The sequence below is a fragment of the Micromonospora sp. H61 genome (genome assembly GCF_018070325.1).
GTDB lineage: Bacteria > Actinomycetota > Actinomycetes > Mycobacteriales > Micromonosporaceae > Micromonospora > Micromonospora salmantinae.
The window spans coordinates 23,232-39,711 of the sequence record NZ_JAGPXY010000035.1 but is presented as its reverse complement, the minus strand read 5'-3'; the positions used below and the strand labels follow the sequence as shown (position 1 = coordinate 39,711).

Genomic DNA, 16,480 nt, shown 5'->3' with positions numbered 1-16,480 from the left:
CGGGCCGGAGGCCCGGCCGATGGACCTGCTGCGGTTCGCCACCGCCGGCAGCGTGGACGACGGGAAGTCGACCCTGATCGGGCGGCTGCTCTACGACACCAAGTCGCTCTTCACCGACCAGTTGGCCGCCGTGGAGGCGGTCAGCGCGGCCCGCGGTGACGAATACACCAACCTGGCGTTGCTCACCGACGGTCTGCGGGCCGAGCGGGAGCAGGGCATCACCATCGACGTGGCGTACCGGTACTTCGCCACCCCCCGGCGCAAGTTCATCATCGCCGACACCCCGGGCCACACCCAGTACACCCGCAACATGGTCACCGGCGCATCGACAGCGGACCTGGCGCTGATCCTGGTGGACGCGCGCAAGGGCCTCGTCGAGCAGTCCCGTCGGCACGCGTTCCTCTGCTCCCTGCTGCGGGTGCCGCACCTGGTCCTCTGTGTCAACAAGATGGACCTGGTCGACTGGTCGCAGGAGGTCTACGAGCGGATCGCCGACGAGTTCACAGCGTTCGCGGCGAAGCTCGACGTACCGGACCTGACAGTGGTGCCGGTCTCCGCGTTGCGCGGCGACAACATCGTCACCCGGTCGGACAACATGCAGTGGTACGAGGGCCCGTCGCTGCTGCACCACCTGGAGCGGGTGCACATCGCCAGCGACCGCAACCTGGTCGACGTCCGGTTCCCGGTGCAGTACGTGATCCGTCCGCAGTCCACCACTGTCACCGACTACCGCGGCTACGCCGGCCAGGTCGCCTCCGGCGTGCTGAAGCCGGGCGACGAGGTGATGGTGCTGCCCTCCGGCTTCACCAGCCGGATCGCCGCCGTGGAGACCGCCGACGGGCCGGTCCCGGAGGCGTTCCCGCCGATGTCGGTGACGGTACGACTGGCCGACGAGATCGACATCTCGCGGGGTGACCTGATCTGCCGGCCGAACAACGCGCCGGCGGTGGCCCAGGACATCGAGGCGATGGTCTGCTGGATGGACGAGACGGCCCCGCTGCGGGTCGGCGGCCGGTACGCGATCAAGCACACCACCCGGTCGGCCCGGGCGATCGTGCGCGGGCTGCACTACCGGCTGGACATCAACTCCCTGCACCGGGACGAGTCCGCCGACGAACTGCGGCTCAACGAGATCGGCCGGGTGCGACTGCGCACGACGGTGCCGCTGCTGGCCGACGAGTACCGCCGTAACCGCACCACCGGCGGCTTCGTCATCATCGACGAGGCGACCAACCGCACGGTAGGCGCCGCCATGATCGTCGAAGCCACCTAACCCCTGCCCCGCGATCTTGCACTTTCTGCCCCGGCATAAGGGGCACACCAACCCATGTCGACAACGGAAACTGCAAGATCGGCGCGGCAGGGGCCTCTCCCGCCGAACAGCCCTAACTCACCCCGCACCGGCTCGGGTGGGGTTAGGGCAGCAGGCGGGTGGCGCCGGGGGAGGGGAGGACCGTCACGGTGCCGGGGGCGGTGAAACCTCGTTGCGCGTACGCGTCGGTCACGGCGGCCGCTACCGCGTCGGCACTTCCGGCCTCGATCAGCGCGAGCACACAGCCGCCGAAGCCGCCGCCGGTCATCCGCGCGCCCAGCGCACCGGCCGCCAACGCTGCCTCGACCGCGGTGTCGATCTCCGGCACGGTGATCTCGAAGTCGTCGCGCATCGAGACGTGGGAGGCGGTCAGCAGCGGGCCGATGTCGCGGACCCGGGCGGCGCGCAGCAGTGCCACAGTGTCCAGGACACGCTGGTCCTCGGTCACCACGTGCCGGACCCGTCGCCGGGTCTCCTCGTCGTCGAGCCGCGCCAGTGCGACGTCGAGCTGGTCGACGCCCACGTCGCGCAGGGCGGCAACGCCGAGCGCGCTGGCCCCGGCCTCGCAGGAGCGACGGCGGGCCGCGTACTCCCCGTCGGCGTGGCGGTGCGGCGCCCGGCTGTCGATGACCAGCACAGCCAGCCCGTCGGCGTCCAGGTCGAACGGGATGTGCTCGACCGACTCGTCGCGGCAGTCCAGGAAGAGGGCGTGCCCAGCGCGGCAACGGATCGCGGCCGACTGGTCCATGATGCCGGTCGGCGCGCCCACGTAGACGTTCTCCGCCCGTTGCGCCAGCCGCGGCTGCAGTTCCGGGGCGAGCTTCAGCCCGCCGAGGTCGAGCAGGGCAGCCAGCACTGCCGACTCCAGCGCGGCCGAGGAGGAGAGCCCGGCGCCCAGCGGCACGTCGGAGGCGATCGCCAGCCGGGCGCCCGGCACCGGGTGACCGGCCTCGCGCAACGCCCAGACCACACCCGCGACGTACGCGCCCCAGCCGGTGACTCGACCCGCCTCGGCGACGTCGTCCGCGCCGAAGGTGATCGCCTCGCCGGACAGCTCGGACCAGACCGTCCAGTGCTCCCCGTCCTGCCGGTCGGCCGCTACGACGGTGCGCATCGGCAGGGCGAACGGCAGCACGAAGCCTTCGTTGTAGTCGGTGTGCTCACCGATCAGGTTGACCCGGCCCGGGGCTGCCCACCGGCCGGCAGCCTCGGCACCGAACTGCGCGGAGAAGCCGGCCGCGGCCCGCTCGGCGACGTCACTGCTCGGGTGGGTCATGACTGGCCCAGGATGTGCGTGCGGTAGAACGCCCAGGCATCCCCGACCATGTCGTGCAGGGTCGGCTTCTGCGGCACCCAGCCCAACTCGTCGCGGGCCAGTGCGGACGACGCCACCAACTCGGCCGGGTCGCCCTCCCGGCGCGGCGCGACCTCGACGGGCAGCTGGTGCCCGGTGACCTCGCGGACCACGTCGACGACCTGCCGGTTGGTGAAGCCGTTGCCGTTGCCCAGGTTGTAGATCCGGTGCTGGCCGCCGGTGGCCGCGTCAAGCGCCAGCAGATGCGCGCGGGCCAGGTCGGCGACGTGGATGTAGTCGCGGACGCAGGTGCCGTCCACAGTGGGGTAGTCGTCCCCGAAGAGTTGGAGCTTCTCCCGCCGGCCGGCGGCGACGTCCAGCGCGATCGGGATCAGGTGCGTCTCCGGGTCGTGCCGCTCGCCGAGCGTGATGTCGCCGTCGAGGTGGGCGCCGGCCACGTTGAAATAGCGCAGCGACACGGCGGCCAGCCCGTGCGCGATCGCCTCGGAGGTGAGTGCCATGTCGACGGCGAGTTTGGTGGCGCCGTACGTGTTGGTGGGTGCCTTTACCGCGTTCTCGGTGATGGGCAGCTCGGTGGGGTTGCCGTAGACGGCGGCGGTGGAGGAGAAGACCATCCGGGGCACCCCGGCGGCCCGGACCGCGTCGATCAGGGCGAGCGTGCCGATGGTGTTGTTCTGCCAGTACAGCTCCGGCTTGACCATCGACTCGCCGGCGGCGATCAGGGCGGCGAAGTGCAGCACCCCGTCGAACCCGGCGTCCGCGGTGATGACCTGGGCGGCGTCGTGGATTGACGCCTCCACGTGGGTGGCGTCCGGGGCGAGGGCTTCGCGGTGGCCGGTGCGCAGGTCGTCCAGGATGACCACCTGGTGACCGGCGTCGAGCAGCATCCGGGTCACCACGCTCCCGATGAAGCCGGCGCCCCCGGTGACGAGCAGTTTCACGTCGTTGCCTCCTGCCTGGCCCGCCCGGGACGTGGCCCTCGGTGATCACACTAGGGCGGTGGCCGGCGCTCTCGCCGTCGCCACCGTCAAGCCCATTCCATCATAATCTCTCATGATTAAACAGAGCCGAACATCTCTCCGCCGCTCCGCGTGATCCCCGGCGTGGTGGGCCCACGGTGTCTACCATCTCTGTCATGCGGGAAGCGGCCCGTACCGGGCTCCGGCGACACGCGCGGGCACATCCCCGCCGCGACCCTGGCCCGCTCGCCCGGGCCGTCGCCCGGGTGCTGGTGCGCGCCGCGGATGGCGCCACCCGACTCGTCACCGATCTGCTCGGGACCGGTCCGACGGCCGGCCGGGAGCACATCTCCGAGGCCGATCTGCGGGACCTGGTCGCGGCGAACACGGTGCTCGACCCGGACGAGCGGCGGATCATCGACGAGGTCCTGGTGGCCGGTGCCAGTCTGATCCGCGAGGTGATGATGCCGCGTACCGAGGTGGTCTTCCTCCCGGCGCGGCTGACAATCGTCGAAGCCGCCCGACTGGTCCGCGCCGAAACGCACACCCGTTATCCGGTCACCGACGGCACGCACGACGACGTGGTCGGCTTCGTGCACCTCCGTGACGTACTGCTGCGCCCGGACACCGACCCGTGCGTCACCGTCGGCGAGTTGGCCCGCGAGGTGAAGCGGCTCCCGGGCAGCAAACGGGTGCTCGCCGCGCTGACCGAGATGCGCCGGGAGGGCCAGCACCTCGCGGTGGTGGTCGACGAGTACGGCGGCACGGCCGGGATCATCACCCTGGAGGACCTCATCGAGGAGTTGATCGGCGAGATCCACGACGAGTACGACGCCACCCCGGACCCGGTGCACGCCGGCCTGCCCGCCGTGGTGGACGGCCGCCTCAACCTCGCTGACTTCGCGGAGCGGACCGGGGTGGCACTACCCGCCGGACCGTACGAGACGGTGGGCGGGTTCGTCATGGCCGCGCTGGGCCGGCTCCCGGTCACCGGCGACGAGGTGCCGGTGCCGGATGAGCCCGCCGAGGTCGGCGCACCCGATCCGGCCGAGCTGCCGGCCGGCTGGCTGCTGCGGGTGCTCACGTTGGACGGCCGCCGAGTGGCCCGACTCGCCGTCTCCGCCGCCCGCACCACCGAGCAGAGCACCGAGCGGCGCCGCGAGTCCGGGTCGGTCCCGGCGGGCGGCCCCGAGCCGGCCCGGGAGGTGGTGGCGGGGCAGCGCCGCCGGGTCGCGGTCGGGCCGACTCGCCGGGTCGGCGCGGGCGAACCACGCGAGGTCAGCACCCCGGCACCGGCGGGCCGGAGCCGACCCGCCGGCCCGTCATGACGGACCGGGTTGCTTGCTGACAGAATTATCGCCATGTCCGACGTTCCCGCCCGGCCCCGCGTCTTCTCCGGCATCCAGCCGACAGCCGACTCGTTCCACCTCGGCAACTATCTCGGCGCGGTGCGGCACTGGGTGGCGCTACAGGACACCCACGACGCGTTCTACTGCGTGGTGGACCTGCACGCCATCACCGCGGGGCACGATCCGGCGCTGCTGCGCCAGCGGACCCGGGTGGCCGCCGCCCAGCTCTTCGCGGTCGGGCTCGACCCGGAACGCAGCACCCTGTTCGTCCAGTCGCAGGTGCCCGAGCACCCGCAGCTGGCCTGGGTGCTCGGCTGCATCACGGGCTTCGGCGAGGCCAGCCGGATGACCCAGTTCAAGGACAAGTCGCAGAAGCAGGGTAACGAGCGGGCCAGCGTCGGGCTGTTCACCTATCCGGTCCTCCAGGCCGCCGACATCCTGCTCTACCAGGCCAACGCGGTCCCGGTCGGCGAGGACCAGCGCCAGCACCTGGAGCTCTCCCGGGATCTGGCGCAGCGATTCAACTCGCTGTTCGGCGCGACGTTCACGGTGCCCGCTCCGCACATCGTCAAGGACACTGCGAAGATCACCGACCTGCAGGACCCGACCGCGAAGATGTCGAAGTCGTCGTCCTCGCCGGCCGGCATCATCGACCTGCTCGACGATCCGGCCCGGTCCGCGAAGAAGATCCGTTCGGCGGTGACCGACACCGGTCGGGAGATCGTCTTCGACGCCGAGACCAAGCCGGGTGTGTCCAACCTGTTGACCATCTACTCGGCGCTCAGCGGCCGCGGCATCGACGAGCTGGTGGCCGCGTACGCGGGCCGTGGCTACGGCGATCTGAAGAAGGAGCTGGCCGAGGTGGTGACGGACTTCGTCCGGCCGATCCAGGAGCGCACCCGCGCCTACCTCGACGATCCGGCGCAGCTGGACAAGCTGCTCGCGGCCGGCGCGGAGAAGGCCCGTGCGGTGGCCGCGACGACCCTGCGGTCCGCGTACGAGCGGGTCGGGTTCTTCCCGCCCGTGCGCGGCGAGTAGCTCCGCGGTACAGGTGGACGGCTCGGTGGTCGGAGGGGCGGCGCGAAGCGTGGATCGCAGTGGCGGGGTGCCGCCGGCCGGCGACACCATCCAGATCGGCATCGCGGTGGACATCCCCGAGCCGTGGGGTGCCCTGCTCACCCGGCGGCGGGTCGAGGCCGGTGATCCGCTGGCGGTGCCCGCGCACGTGACGTTGCTCGGGCCCACTGAGATCCGGACGGCCAACCTGCCGGCGGTCGAGCGGCACCTGGCCGCCGTAGCCGCCGCGCACCTGCCGTTCACGCTGCACCTGCGGGGCACCGGCACGTTCCGTCCGGTCACCCAGGTGGTGTTCGTCGCGGTGGCCGCCGGGATCAGTGAGTGCGAGCTGCTGGCCGCGGCCATCGCCGCGGCGCCGGGCCTGCACCGCGAACTCCGGTTCCCGTACCATCCGCACGTCACAGTGGCTCAGGACGTCGCACCGGAGGCCCTGGACAAGGTGTACGAGGATCTGGCCGACTTCTCCGCGATGTTCGAGGTCGACGGGTTCACCCTCTTCTCGCACAGCGGGCAGGCCAGGTGGCAGCCGCGTCGGGACTTCTGCCTCGGCAACTGAAGCGCCGGCAACCGAACCGTCAGCACCTGAAGCATCTGCGACGCGCCGGCCGGCGAGCATCGGGAGCCGGTTGCCACTACAGCGGTGGGAGATCGGCGAGGATGATCGCGTGAACGTGATCGGCCAGATCGAGGCGGGCATCGACCGCTGGGTGAGCGCCGCGCGCCACCGGTCGGGGCTCTTCGATCACGTGTGGCGGGCCGGGGTGCTGTACGGCGAGGTGCTGGCCGGCCGATTGGCCGCCGCCATCGCCTACTACGGCTTCTTCGCCGTGTTCGCCCTCGCCCTTGTCGCGTTCTCCATCTTCGGGGCGATCCTGGAGGACAACGACGAGGTCAGCGCGGCGGCGGCCGACTTCCTCAAGGAGAATCTGCCGTTCCTGGACGCCGAGCAGATCGCCAACTCCAGCGGCACTGTCGGTGTGGTCGGCCTGGTCATCCTGGTCTTCACCGGGATCGGTTGGGTCGAGGCCATCCGGTCCTCGCAGCGGTTGATGTACCAGCTCAACCAGCAGCCGGGCAATCTGGTGGTGCGGCGGCTCGTCGACCTGGGCGTGATGATCGGCATCTTCGTGCTGCTCGGCGTCTCGGTCGCGGCGGTGGACGCGTTGGAGTCGCTGCTGCGTTTCCTGCTGCGCAGCACCGGGTCGGTGGGTCTGACCACCATCAGCGCGGTGCTCAGCGTGCTGGTCAACACAGTGCTCGCCACCGCGTTGCTGCTGGCAGTGCCCCGGCTGCGGATGAGCCGGTCCCGGCTGCGCCCGGTGGTGGTACTGGTGGCTGTCGGCATCACGCTGCTGAACACCGTCGGGCGATACTACGTGGTGCGGACCGAGCGGAACCCGGCGTACACCGTGGTGGCCGGCGCCGTTGGTCTGCTGCTGTACCTCTACCTGCTCAACCAGTTGGTGCTGTTCGGCGCGGCGCTCCTGGCGACCAGCACCAACGGCCGAGTGGTGGACCTGGCGGAAACCCCCGCCCCACCGAAGGATGTCGACGAGGGCATCGACCCCGGTGCGCCGGGCGGTGCGGGCTGATGACGGAAGGCGCGCAGGTGCTGATCTCGGTCGACCCGGATTCGTCGGTGCCCCCGTACGAGCAGGTGCGCGTGCAGCTTGCCGAGCTGATCGGCGACGGCCGGTTGCCGGTGGGCAGCCGACTGCCCACCGTCCGGCAGCTCGCCGCCGACCTGCGGTTGGCCGCGAACACGGTGGCCCGCGCCTATCGGGAGTTGGAGGCGGCCGGGCTGTTGAAGACCCGGGGGCGCAACGGCACCTTCGTCGCCCCCGGGCGGAACGACGCCGTCGACCGGTTGCAGCGGGCGGCGGCCGGCTACGCGGCGGAGGCCGCCCGGCTCGGCGTGCCGCCGGCCACCGCGCTCGCCCTGGTCCGCGCCGCCCTGGACGCGGTCCGCCCCGGCTGACCGGCCGCCGATCGACCGTCGGACGGGCGATAACTGAGCAGAACGGCGTCGTCGCTCGCGTTCGCGGACCATGATGAGCCGGTGGGCGCACTCATGACACTGGACCTGCCGGCGGACTCACCGCTCCTCGGCCTGCCATGGATCATCACTTTCGGTCCGCTCGGCGATCTCGACGAGTGGGAGCCGGTGGTCTGCGGGCCGTACGAGCGACCGCACGCGTTGGCCCTGGCCGAGGCGGTGGTGGCCGAGGAGCAGCTGATGGCCGTGGTGGAGCCGTTGCTGCCGGCGCTGTCCGCCGACGAGATCCGCAGTGAGATCGCCGCCGCGCAGGTCGCCGCCGAGGACGAGGCCCGTCAGGTGGAGGGGGCCGACCTGTACGGGGACTTCGAGGACGTGATCGACGAGGAGTTGGACGCGGCAGCCGACGAGGCCGGCCACGGTGAGCCCGCCGAAGCGCCGGACGAGGCCGAGGTACGCGCCGGCTTCACCCGGATCGCGGCGTTGCTCACCGCGAAGTGAGACGTCAGCGGGTCGGCGCGCGGTCCAGTACGCAGAACTCGTTGCCCTCGGGATCGGCGAGCACCGTGAACTGTTCGGCTCCGGTCTGCCCGACGTCGACCTGCCGCGCGCCGAGGCCCACCAGCCGCCGTACCTCGGACTGGGGGTCCGTGTCCGCGACCAGGTCGAGGTGCAGCCGGTTCTTGCCCCGCTTGGCGGTGCCCGAGCCCTGCAACCACACGGTGGGCGCGGCGGCGGACGGCTGCCCCGGCGGCCAGAGCTTGGCGCTGCCGTCGTCGCCCTTCTCGACCTCGTAGCCGAGCGCCGCGGACCAGAACGAGACCATCAGGTCCAGGTCCTCGACGTCGAGCGTGCACTGGGCGATCCGTACCACCATGGGGTCACCTCCGTAGTAATGGTGCCCAATGCGGTACCCGTGACATCTGCGGGTCTAACCACCGGCGGCACACGGACACCGGCGCCACGCGGAGCGGACTCCGCGCGGCGCCGGTGGCACCTCACCCCCCACCACAAGGGGCCGGTAGCCCAGTCGCCCGCCGGCGCGGGGCACGACGAACGACCAGGTCGAGAACGAGTTACCCGTTCAGCGCCGTTCCAACCAGACTGCCGCGTCAATTGGCAGCAGCTGGCCGGAGCCCTGTTCGGTGAGCTCGTCGCTGGCGACGAGCGGCTGACCGTACCCGTCGATCAGGACCGGCGCGCCGCTGAAGTTGACCACGCAGGTCAGCACTGAGGCGCCGGCTGAGCGGGAGAAGGCCAGCACGCCCGGCTCGCTCTCCCGCCAGGTCAACCCGTCGGCGTCGAGGGCGAGCGCGGGATGAACGTGGCGGATCCGCAGCGCGGTCCGGTACAGCTCCAGGGTCGAGCCGGACACGCCGGTCTGCGCCGCGACGGACAGCGCCTGCCAGAGCGCCGGGGCGGGTAGCCAGCTCAGCTCACTGCCGGCCGGTCCGAAGCCGTACGGGGCCAGCTCGCCGCTCCACGGGATGGGCACCCGGCAGCCGTCGCGGCTCTCGCCGGTGCGCAGGAACGCCGGATCCTGGCGCAGCTCGTCGGGGAGGTCGAGGACCTCCGGCAGGCCCAGTTCCTCGCCCTGGTAGAGGTAGGCGCAGCCGGGCAGGGCGAGCATCAGCAGGCTGGCGGCCCGGGCTCGGCGCAGCCCTTCGACGCCGTCGCCGTACCGGGTGACGTGCCGCTGCTTGTCGTGGTTGGACAGCACCCAGGTGGTCGGCGCCCCGACCACTGTCGCCTCGGCCAACGCGGTGTCGATCACCTTGCGGAACGAGTCGGCCGACCAGGTGGCGTCGAGGAAGTCGAAGCTGAACGCCTGGTGCAACTCGTCCGGACCGATGTAGCGGGCCAGGCGCTGTGGTGTCTCGGCCCACGCTTCGGCGACCGCCATCCGGCCACCCGGGTAGCTGTCCAGGATGGGCCGCCAGGCCCGGTAGATCTCGTGCACCTCGTCCTGGTCGAAGTACGGCAGCCGGCCCTTGCCGAGCAGTTCGACCTGGCGCTGGCCGGTGGTCGCCGTGCTGAAGCCGACGTCCGGCAGCCCTTCCGCCTTGATCATGCCGTGCGCCACGTCGACGCGGAATCCGTCGACGCCCCGGTCCAGCCAGAACCGCAGCACGTCCTCGAACTCGGTGCGGACCTCCGGGTGACGCCAGTTCAGGTCCGGCTGCGACGGGTCGAACAGGTGCAAATACCACTGACCGTCAGCGATCCGGGTCCAGGCGGGGCCGCCGAAGATGCTCTCCCAGTCGTTCGGGGGCAACTCGCCGTGGGTGCCCTTGCCGTCGGCGAAGAGGTAACGGGCCCGCTCCGGTGAGCCGGGGCCGGCGGCGAGCGCGGCGGTGAACCAGCGGTGCGCGCTGGAGGTGTGGTTGGGCACCAGGTCGACGATGATCCGCAGGCCGTGGGCGTGCGCGTCGGTGATCATCGCGTCGAAGTCGGCGAGGGTGCCGAACATCGGGTCGACGTCCCGGTAGTCGGCCACGTCGTACCCGCCGTCGATCATCGGCGACGTGTAGAAGGGTGTGAGCCACAGCGCGTCCACCCCGAGCTCGCGCAGGTACGGCAGGCGCTGCCGGATGCCCTGGAGGTCGCCGGTGCCGTCGCCGTCGCTGTCGGCGAAGCTGCGGACGTACACCTGGTAGACGACCGCGGAGCGCCACCAGTCGTCGTCGGTGGCGTGCGGCGGGGTGGCGGTGCTGATCATTCGAGCAATATGCCGGCCCGGCGCTGCAAGAGTCAAGCAGATCTTGCGTAAGAGAGGCGTGCGGAGGTCGGCGCGACAGCTGTGGAGCCGCGCACCACCAGCTCCGGGCGGAACAGGTACTCCGAGTGCGGGGCGCCGTGCCCGTTGATCTCGTCCACCAGGGCGCGGACGGCGGCCACCGCCATCGCGGTGACCGGCTGCCGCATGGTGGTCAGCGGCGGATCGGTGAAGGCCATCAGTGGGGAGTCGTCATAGCCGACCACGGAGAGGTCGTCGGGGACGTCGAGGCCGCGTTGACGGGCGGCCCGGATCGCGCCGAGCGCCATCAGGTCGGAGCCGCAGACCACGCCGGTGACGCCGCGGTCCAACAGGCGGCCGGCCGCCGCTTCGCCACCCTCCACCCCGAACAGTGACAGCTCGGCCAGCGGGCCCAGGTCGGCTTCGGCGACGCCGGCCAGCCGGGTCATCGCGGAGCGCCAGCCAGCCACCTTGCGCTGCACCGGGACGAACCGGTCCGGGCCGGTGATCAGGCCGATCCGGCGGTGCCCGAGCGCGACCAGGTGGGCGACGGCCAGTTCGGCCGCCTCCCGGTCGTCGCAGGAGACGAAGGGCGCGCCGATGCCGGGCACGTACCCGTTGATCATCACGACCGGCAACGGCCGGGCGAGCAGCGCCCGGTAGCGGTCGTGGTTGGCGGCCGTGTCGGCGTGCAGGCCGGAGACGAAGACGATCCCGGAAACCTGCCGGTCCAGCAGCATCTCCACGTACTCGTCCTCGGTCACGCCGCCGGCGGTCTGAGTGCAGAGCACCGGGGTGAAACCGCTCTGCGCCAGTGTGGACTCGATGACCTGGGCGAAGGCGGGGAAGATCGGGTTGTCCAGCTCCGGCACCACCAGGCCGACCAGACCTGCGCTGCGCTTACGCAGCCGGGCCGGGCGCTCGTACCCGAGCACGTCGAGGGCGGTGAGGACGGCCTGCCGGGTCTCCGGGGCCACGCCGGGGCGGTCGTTGAGCACCCGCGACACCGTGGCCTCGCTGACTTCGGCCTGCTGGGCGATGTCGGACAGTCGAGCGCGCATGGCGGCACTTTAGCCCACCGGCAAGTTCTTGCGGAGTGCTCTGCAAGCCCTTCCATAACTTGCAACGTCTTGCTAACGTCCCCGCAACATGCGAGAGCAGCGGCGCAGCATCCATGCGCCGGTTGGCAAGAACTTCCAGAGGTTTCCACTGGCGGGCCCGCCCTTCCCCCGGCGACCCGCCATGACGACAGGAGCACCGATGCGCATCCGTACCGCGGGTGTGGTCGCCCTCTTCGCCCTGGCGCTCGCCGCCTCAGGCTGCGGCGGCGACAGCGACGAGCCGGCCGCGAAGGACACCCCCAAGGCCGCCGGCGGCAAACTGGTGATCTGGGCGGACGACAAGCGGACCGCCGCCCTCAAGCCGTTCACCGAGAAGTTCGGCCAGGAGAACGGCGTCACCGTCGAGGTCCAGGCCGTCCCGAACGAGGACCTCCAGAACAACTTCGTGACCGTGTCGAGCCAGGGCGGCGGCCCGGACGTGGTGATCGGCGCGCACGACTGGATCGGCAACCTGGTCCAGAACGGCGCCATCGACCCGGTGCAGCTGTCCGACGAGCAGAAGGCCGCCTTCAACGAGACCGCCGTCAAGGCCGTCACGTTCAACGGCCAGCTCTACGGCGTGCCCTACGCCCAGGAGAACCTGGCGCTGATCCGCAACACCGAACTGGCCCCCGAGGCACCGAAGACAATCGAGGACCTGGTCGCCACCGGCAAGCAGCTCAAGGCGCAGAAGAAGGTCACCGAGACGCTCTGCCTCCAGGTCGGCCAGAAGGGCGACGCGTACCACATCTACCCGCTGTACACCTCGGCCGGCGGTTACCTCTTCGGCACCACCGCGAACGGCGACTACGACCCGAAGGACCTGGGCGTGGGCAAGCCGGAGTCGATCGCCGCGTTCAAGAAGATCGCCGCGCTCGGCGAGAAGGGCGAGGGCGTGCTGAAGCGCTCGATCGCCGACACCAACTCGACCGCCACCTTCACCGGCAAGAAGTGCGCCTTCCTGGTCTCCGGGCCCTGGGCCACCGCCGACGTGAAGAAGGCCGGCATCAAGTACGACGTCTCCGCCGTTCCCGGCTTCGCCGGCGGCAAGACGGCCGCGCCGTTCGTGGGCGTCCAGTCGTTCTACGTGGCGGCCAAGGGCAAGAACAAGGCTCTCGCCCAGGAGTTCGTCGCCAACTACGTCACCACGCCGGACCTGGCCGTGGCGCTCTACCAGGCCGACCCGCGCCCGCCGGCGCTGACCGCCGCGCTGGACCAGGTCAAGAGCAGCGACCCGGACCTGGCCAAGTTCATCGAGGCCGGGAAGAACGGCCAGGTGCTCCCGGCCATCCCGGCCATGGCCGCGATCTGGGACCCGTTCGGCAAGGCCGAGGCCGCCGTCATCGGCGGCGCCGACCCGACCAGCACGGTTACCGCGGCCGGCAAGACGATCGCCGGTTCGATCAAGTAATGAGCACACCGCTGTCCGGCCCGGGGCCTGCCCAGCAGGCCCCGGGCCGGGGGCCCGTCCGCACCGGGTCCCCGCGCACCTCCCGTACCGCGCGGAACCACGCGCCGATCACCGCGGCCGGCCTCGCCGCGAAGGTGATCCTGCTCGGCCTGGTGGCCGGGATCGCGATCTGGGCGGCCTTCCCGCTCGTGGCGGCCGAGAAGTGGGTCGGGCTGGCGGTGCTGGTGCTGACCACCGCCGCACTGTTCTATCTGTACCTGGGCCGCCGGCACGTCCCGGCGAAGTACCTCATCCCCGGCACGCTCTTCCTGATCGCCTTCCAGGTCGTGCCGGTGCTCTACACCGCGAGCACGGCCTTCACCAACTTCGGCGACGGCCACCGCGGCAGCAAGGACGACGCGATCGTCGCGATCCAGAGTTCGTCGGTCAAGCAGGTCCCGGGGTCCACCCAGTACCCGTTGTCGGTCGCCACCAAGGGCGACCCGGCCACCGGCGCCCTGGTCTTCCTGATCACCAAGCCAGGAACCGACACGGTCTCCGTCGGCGACGCCGGGGGCCTGCGTCCGCTCGATCCGGGCGCGGCCACCGTCGGCCCCGGCGGAAAGGTCACCGCGGCCGACGGCTACACCGTGCTGAACTTCGGCCAGGCCAGCGCCCGCAGCAAGGACATCACGGACCTGGTGGTGCCGACCGCCGGAGGCGCGCTGCGCTCGTCCGGCCTGTCCCGGGCGTACGAGGGCAAGGCCGTCCGGGCGTACGAGGCCGGCTGCGACTGCGTCAAGGACAGCGACAGTGGCAAGACCTGGACCGCGGACGGCGAGGTCGGCGCGTTCGTCGCCGCCGACGGCGAGCGGCTGGCCCAGGGCTGGAAGGTGAACGTCGGGCTGTCCAACTTCACCCGGGTGCTCACCGACGAGCGGATCTCCGGGCCGTTCCTCGCCACGCTGATCTGGAACTTCGCCTTCGCCATCGGCTCCACCGGCGGCACGTTCATCCTCGGCATGCTGATCGCCCTGGCGCTGCACTCGCCCCGAATGCGGGGCACCAACCTCTACCGGATGTTGCTGATCCTGCCGTACGCCATGCCGTCCTTCGCGATGCTGTTGGTCTGGCGGGACATGTTCAACACCGACTTCGGGCTGATCAACAATCTGTTCGGGCTCAGCGTCGACTGGTTCGGGCAGGACTGGTCGGCCCGCGCCGCGGTGATCCTGGTGCAGCTCTGGCTCGGCTACCCGTACATGTTCCTGGTGGCCACCGGCGCGCTACAGGCCATCCCACGGGAGTTGACAGAGGCCACCTCGGTCGACGGGGCGTCGCGCTGGCAGTCGTTCCGGGCGGTCACCCTGCCGCTGCTGCTGGTCGCGCTCTCGCCGCTGCTGATCTCGTCGTTCGCGTTCAACTTCAACAACTTCAACGCGATCTACCTGACCACCGAGGGCGCGCCGTTCCCGGCGGACAACCCCAGCAACGGCGCCACCGACCTGCTGATCACCTACACCTACCGGCTGGCGTTCGGTGGGCAGGCCGCACAGTTCGGCTTCGCCGCGGCCATCTCACTGTTCATCTTCGCCATCGTCGCGGTGGTGTCGGCGGTCAGCTTCCGGCGGACCCGCCAACAGGAGGAGGTGTACGCATGACCATGCTCACCGGCGCCGCCGTCACGGGCGGCGCGAACGGCCCGGCGGCGGTCGACCGCAACGCGGGCAAGCGGAAGAAGCGATGGTTCGCCGAGGTCGGCTGGCGGCACCTGGTCGGCCTGCTCGGCGTGCTGTTCAGTCTCTTTCCACTCGTGTTCGTCGTCTCGGCGGCGCTCAATCCGCTCGGCACCCTGTCGTCCACCGAGTTGGTGCCGACCGGCGGGGTGTCGTTGGAGAACTTCGGGAATCTGTTCGCGCACACCGGGTTCGCTGACTGGTTTCTGAACTCGCTGCTCATCGCCGGTGGGGCCGCGTTCGCCTCGGTCTTCCTCTCCGCGCTCGCGGCGTACGCCTTCTCCCGGATGCGGTTTCAGGGGCGACGGGTGGGGTTGCTGTCACTGCTGTTGATCCAGATGTTCCCGCAGTTCCTGGCGATCGTTGCGATCTTCCTGATCTTCGGCACGATCACCGACCTGTGGCCGGCCATCGGCTTCAACACCCCGTGGGGTCTGATGCTGCTCTACCTGGGTGGCGCGCTGGGCGTGAACACCTGGCTGATGAAGGGCTTCTTCGACACCCTGCCCCGGGAGCTGGACGAGTCGGCCACCGTGGACGGCGCCTCACACGCCCAGGTCTTCTTCCGGATCATGCTGCCGTTGGTGGCGCCGATCCTCGCGGTGACCGGGCTGCTCGCCTTCATCAACACCATCAACGAGTTCCTGATGGCGAGCGTCTTCCTCACCGACACGGACGCCAAGACCCTCGCGGTCGGCATGCGAGGCATGTTGCAGGGCGGCGAGCGGAACACCAACTTCGGCATCTTCGCGGCCGGCACCCTGTTGACCGCGATCCCGACGGTGCTGGTCTTCCAGTTCCTCCAGCGCTACATCGTCTCCGGGCTGACCTCGGGAGCCGTCAAGGGTTGAGACGAGCCGACCTGCAGCGGCCGGTTGATCGACTGATCCGCGCTCGTCGGCGGTTCCCTCTACTACAATCCGTCGTTCATAGGGAAGTATGGCGAGCGTGGAAGCTCTCAGACTCATCCTTCTCTACGTCCATCTGATCGGGTTCGCCCTGCTGCTCGGTGGCTCGATCGCCCAGTACGCCAGCGGTCGGCTGCGGATCAACCCGGCCATGCTGTGGGGCGCGGTGATCCAGTTGCTGACCGGGCTCGGCCTCGCCGCGCCGCTGCGCGACGGCGACGAGCCGGCACCGGCAAAACTTGTGACGAAGTTGGTGATCGCCCTGCTGATCTTCGTCATGGTCTTCTTCTCCCGGAAGCGGGACGTGGTCAACCGCGGTCATTTCCTCGCGATCGTCGGTCTGACCCTGGTCAACGCGGCGGTCGCGGTCTTTTGGCGGTAACGTCCGAGGAGGAAAACGCCTCCAGAAAACGGACGTTGCGGACGCCGTGGCGCTTGATTACCAGCACGAAGAGTGACTTGCCCCACGCAAGGGTTACACCCGGGTAACAGGCGCTCAACAGTCGTGCACGATTGTCGGCCGGTGGGTGGACGCGGGCGTACGCTCCCGTCCGTAACGTGGGACAGCCGGCGGCACACCCGCAGGTCGGCTGATGGGCTG

The 16,480-nt window shown here is 70.4% G+C and carries 16 protein-coding genes; 11 read left to right on the top strand and 5 right to left on the bottom strand.

Going from position 1 to position 16,480, the window contains the following annotated elements:
- Positions 1-19: 19 nt before the first annotated feature.
- The gene (locus KBX08_RS18830; protein ID WP_210784794.1) at positions 20-1,273 is read left to right on the top strand and encodes a sulfate adenylyltransferase subunit 1; all 1,254 of its coding nucleotides are present in this window, start codon (positions 20-22) and stop codon (positions 1,271-1,273) included.
- A gap of 142 nt (positions 1,274-1,415) precedes the next feature.
- Here KBX08_RS18830 and galK read toward each other — a convergent pair whose 3' ends face one another.
- Together galK and galE are read right to left on the bottom strand one after the other, a co-directional pair.
- Entirely contained in the window at positions 1,416-2,588 is a 1,173-nt protein-coding gene (galK, locus tag KBX08_RS18825) for a galactokinase (protein ID WP_210784773.1), read from the bottom strand.
- Complete coding sequence (galE, locus tag KBX08_RS18820; protein WP_210784772.1) at positions 2,585-3,568, bottom strand: UDP-glucose 4-epimerase GalE; 984 nt, start codon at positions 3,566-3,568, stop codon at positions 2,585-2,587. The genes galK and galE overlap by 4 nt, the downstream gene beginning before the upstream one ends.
- Before the next feature lie 287 nt (positions 3,569-3,855).
- Between galE and KBX08_RS18815 the strand changes: the two genes are divergently transcribed.
- The 6 genes from KBX08_RS18815 (at position 3,856) to KBX08_RS18790 (ending at position 8,509) form a co-directional block, all read left to right on the top strand.
- Positions 3,856-4,914, top strand: coding sequence for a hemolysin family protein (locus KBX08_RS18815; protein ID WP_374101955.1), 1,059 nt, complete (start codon positions 3,856-3,858; stop codon positions 4,912-4,914).
- Positions 4,915-4,947: 33 nt separating this feature from the next.
- Positions 4,948-5,973, top strand: a complete 1,026-nt coding sequence (trpS, locus tag KBX08_RS18810; protein ID WP_210784770.1) for a tryptophan--tRNA ligase — start codon at positions 4,948-4,950, stop codon at positions 5,971-5,973.
- 13 nt (positions 5,974-5,986) lie between these two features.
- Positions 5,987-6,568 (top strand): 2'-5' RNA ligase family protein, encoded by a 582-nt coding sequence (locus tag KBX08_RS18805; protein WP_374101953.1) that lies wholly within the window; start codon positions 5,987-5,989, stop codon positions 6,566-6,568.
- A gap of 109 nt (positions 6,569-6,677) precedes the next feature.
- Positions 6,678-7,604 (top strand): YhjD/YihY/BrkB family envelope integrity protein, encoded by a 927-nt coding sequence (locus KBX08_RS18800; RefSeq protein ID WP_210784768.1) that lies wholly within the window; start codon positions 6,678-6,680, stop codon positions 7,602-7,604.
- Positions 7,604-7,990, top strand: a complete 387-nt coding sequence (locus KBX08_RS18795) for a GntR family transcriptional regulator (protein WP_210784767.1) — start codon at positions 7,604-7,606, stop codon at positions 7,988-7,990. The genes KBX08_RS18800 and KBX08_RS18795 overlap by 1 nt, the downstream gene beginning before the upstream one ends.
- An 81-nt stretch (positions 7,991-8,071) precedes the next feature.
- Positions 8,072-8,509: a hypothetical protein gene (locus tag KBX08_RS18790; protein ID WP_210784766.1), complete on the top strand. Its 438-nt coding sequence runs from the start codon at positions 8,072-8,074 to the stop codon at positions 8,507-8,509.
- A 4-nt stretch (positions 8,510-8,513) separates the two neighbouring features.
- On the opposite strand, the gene KBX08_RS18785 is transcribed toward KBX08_RS18790, so the two are convergent.
- From KBX08_RS18785 to KBX08_RS18775, 3 genes are all read right to left on the bottom strand, one after another.
- Positions 8,514-8,885, bottom strand: coding sequence for a VOC family protein (locus KBX08_RS18785; protein WP_210784765.1), 372 nt, complete (start codon positions 8,883-8,885; stop codon positions 8,514-8,516).
- A 207-nt stretch (positions 8,886-9,092) separates the two neighbouring features.
- The gene (locus KBX08_RS18780; RefSeq protein ID WP_210784764.1) at positions 9,093-10,727 is read right to left on the bottom strand and encodes a glycoside hydrolase family 13 protein; all 1,635 of its coding nucleotides are present in this window, start codon (positions 10,725-10,727) and stop codon (positions 9,093-9,095) included.
- A 32-nt stretch (positions 10,728-10,759) separates the two neighbouring features.
- On the bottom strand, positions 10,760-11,806 hold the full coding sequence (locus KBX08_RS18775; protein ID WP_210784763.1) for a LacI family DNA-binding transcriptional regulator: 1,047 nt from the start codon (positions 11,804-11,806) through the stop codon (positions 10,760-10,762).
- A gap of 199 nt (positions 11,807-12,005) precedes the next feature.
- Here KBX08_RS18775 and KBX08_RS18770 point away from each other — a divergent pair, with 199 nt between their 5' ends.
- The 4 genes from KBX08_RS18770 (at position 12,006) to KBX08_RS18755 (ending at position 16,261) form a co-directional block, all read left to right on the top strand.
- A complete protein-coding gene (locus KBX08_RS18770; protein ID WP_210784762.1) occupies positions 12,006-13,256 on the top strand; it encodes a maltose ABC transporter substrate-binding protein in 1,251 nt (416 codons plus the stop codon).
- Entirely contained in the window at positions 13,256-14,896 is a 1,641-nt protein-coding gene (locus KBX08_RS18765) for an ABC transporter permease subunit (RefSeq protein ID WP_210784761.1), read from the top strand. Before KBX08_RS18770 ends, KBX08_RS18765 begins: the two co-directional genes overlap by 1 nt.
- Positions 14,893-15,822, top strand: coding sequence for a sugar ABC transporter permease (locus KBX08_RS18760; protein WP_210784760.1), 930 nt, complete (start codon positions 14,893-14,895; stop codon positions 15,820-15,822). Before KBX08_RS18765 ends, KBX08_RS18760 begins: the two co-directional genes overlap by 4 nt.
- A 97-nt stretch (positions 15,823-15,919) precedes the next feature.
- Positions 15,920-16,261, top strand: coding sequence for a hypothetical protein (locus tag KBX08_RS18755; RefSeq protein WP_210784759.1), 342 nt, complete (start codon positions 15,920-15,922; stop codon positions 16,259-16,261).
- Positions 16,262-16,480 lie beyond the last annotated feature (219 nt).

Coding starts and splice junctions, on each gene's coding strand:
- KBX08_RS18830 (WP_210784794.1), top strand. CDS start 20: ATGGACCTGCTGCGGTTCGCCACCGCCGGCAGCGTGGACGACGGGAAG.
- galK (WP_210784773.1), bottom strand. CDS start 2,588: ATGACCCACCCGAGCAGTGACGTCGCCGAGCGGGCCGCGGCCGGCTTC.
- trpS (WP_210784770.1), top strand. CDS start 4,948: ATGTCCGACGTTCCCGCCCGGCCCCGCGTCTTCTCCGGCATCCAGCCG.
- KBX08_RS18795 (WP_210784767.1), top strand. CDS start 7,604: ATGACGGAAGGCGCGCAGGTGCTGATCTCGGTCGACCCGGATTCGTCG.
- KBX08_RS18785 (WP_210784765.1), bottom strand. CDS start 8,885: ATGGTGGTACGGATCGCCCAGTGCACGCTCGACGTCGAGGACCTGGAC.
- KBX08_RS18780 (WP_210784764.1), bottom strand. CDS start 10,727: ATGATCAGCACCGCCACCCCGCCGCACGCCACCGACGACGACTGGTGG.
- KBX08_RS18775 (WP_210784763.1), bottom strand. CDS start 11,806: ATGCGCGCTCGACTGTCCGACATCGCCCAGCAGGCCGAAGTCAGCGAG.
- KBX08_RS18770 (WP_210784762.1), top strand. CDS start 12,006: ATGCGCATCCGTACCGCGGGTGTGGTCGCCCTCTTCGCCCTGGCGCTC.
- KBX08_RS18765 (WP_210784761.1), top strand. CDS start 13,256: ATGAGCACACCGCTGTCCGGCCCGGGGCCTGCCCAGCAGGCCCCGGGC.
- KBX08_RS18760 (WP_210784760.1), top strand. CDS start 14,893: ATGACCATGCTCACCGGCGCCGCCGTCACGGGCGGCGCGAACGGCCCG.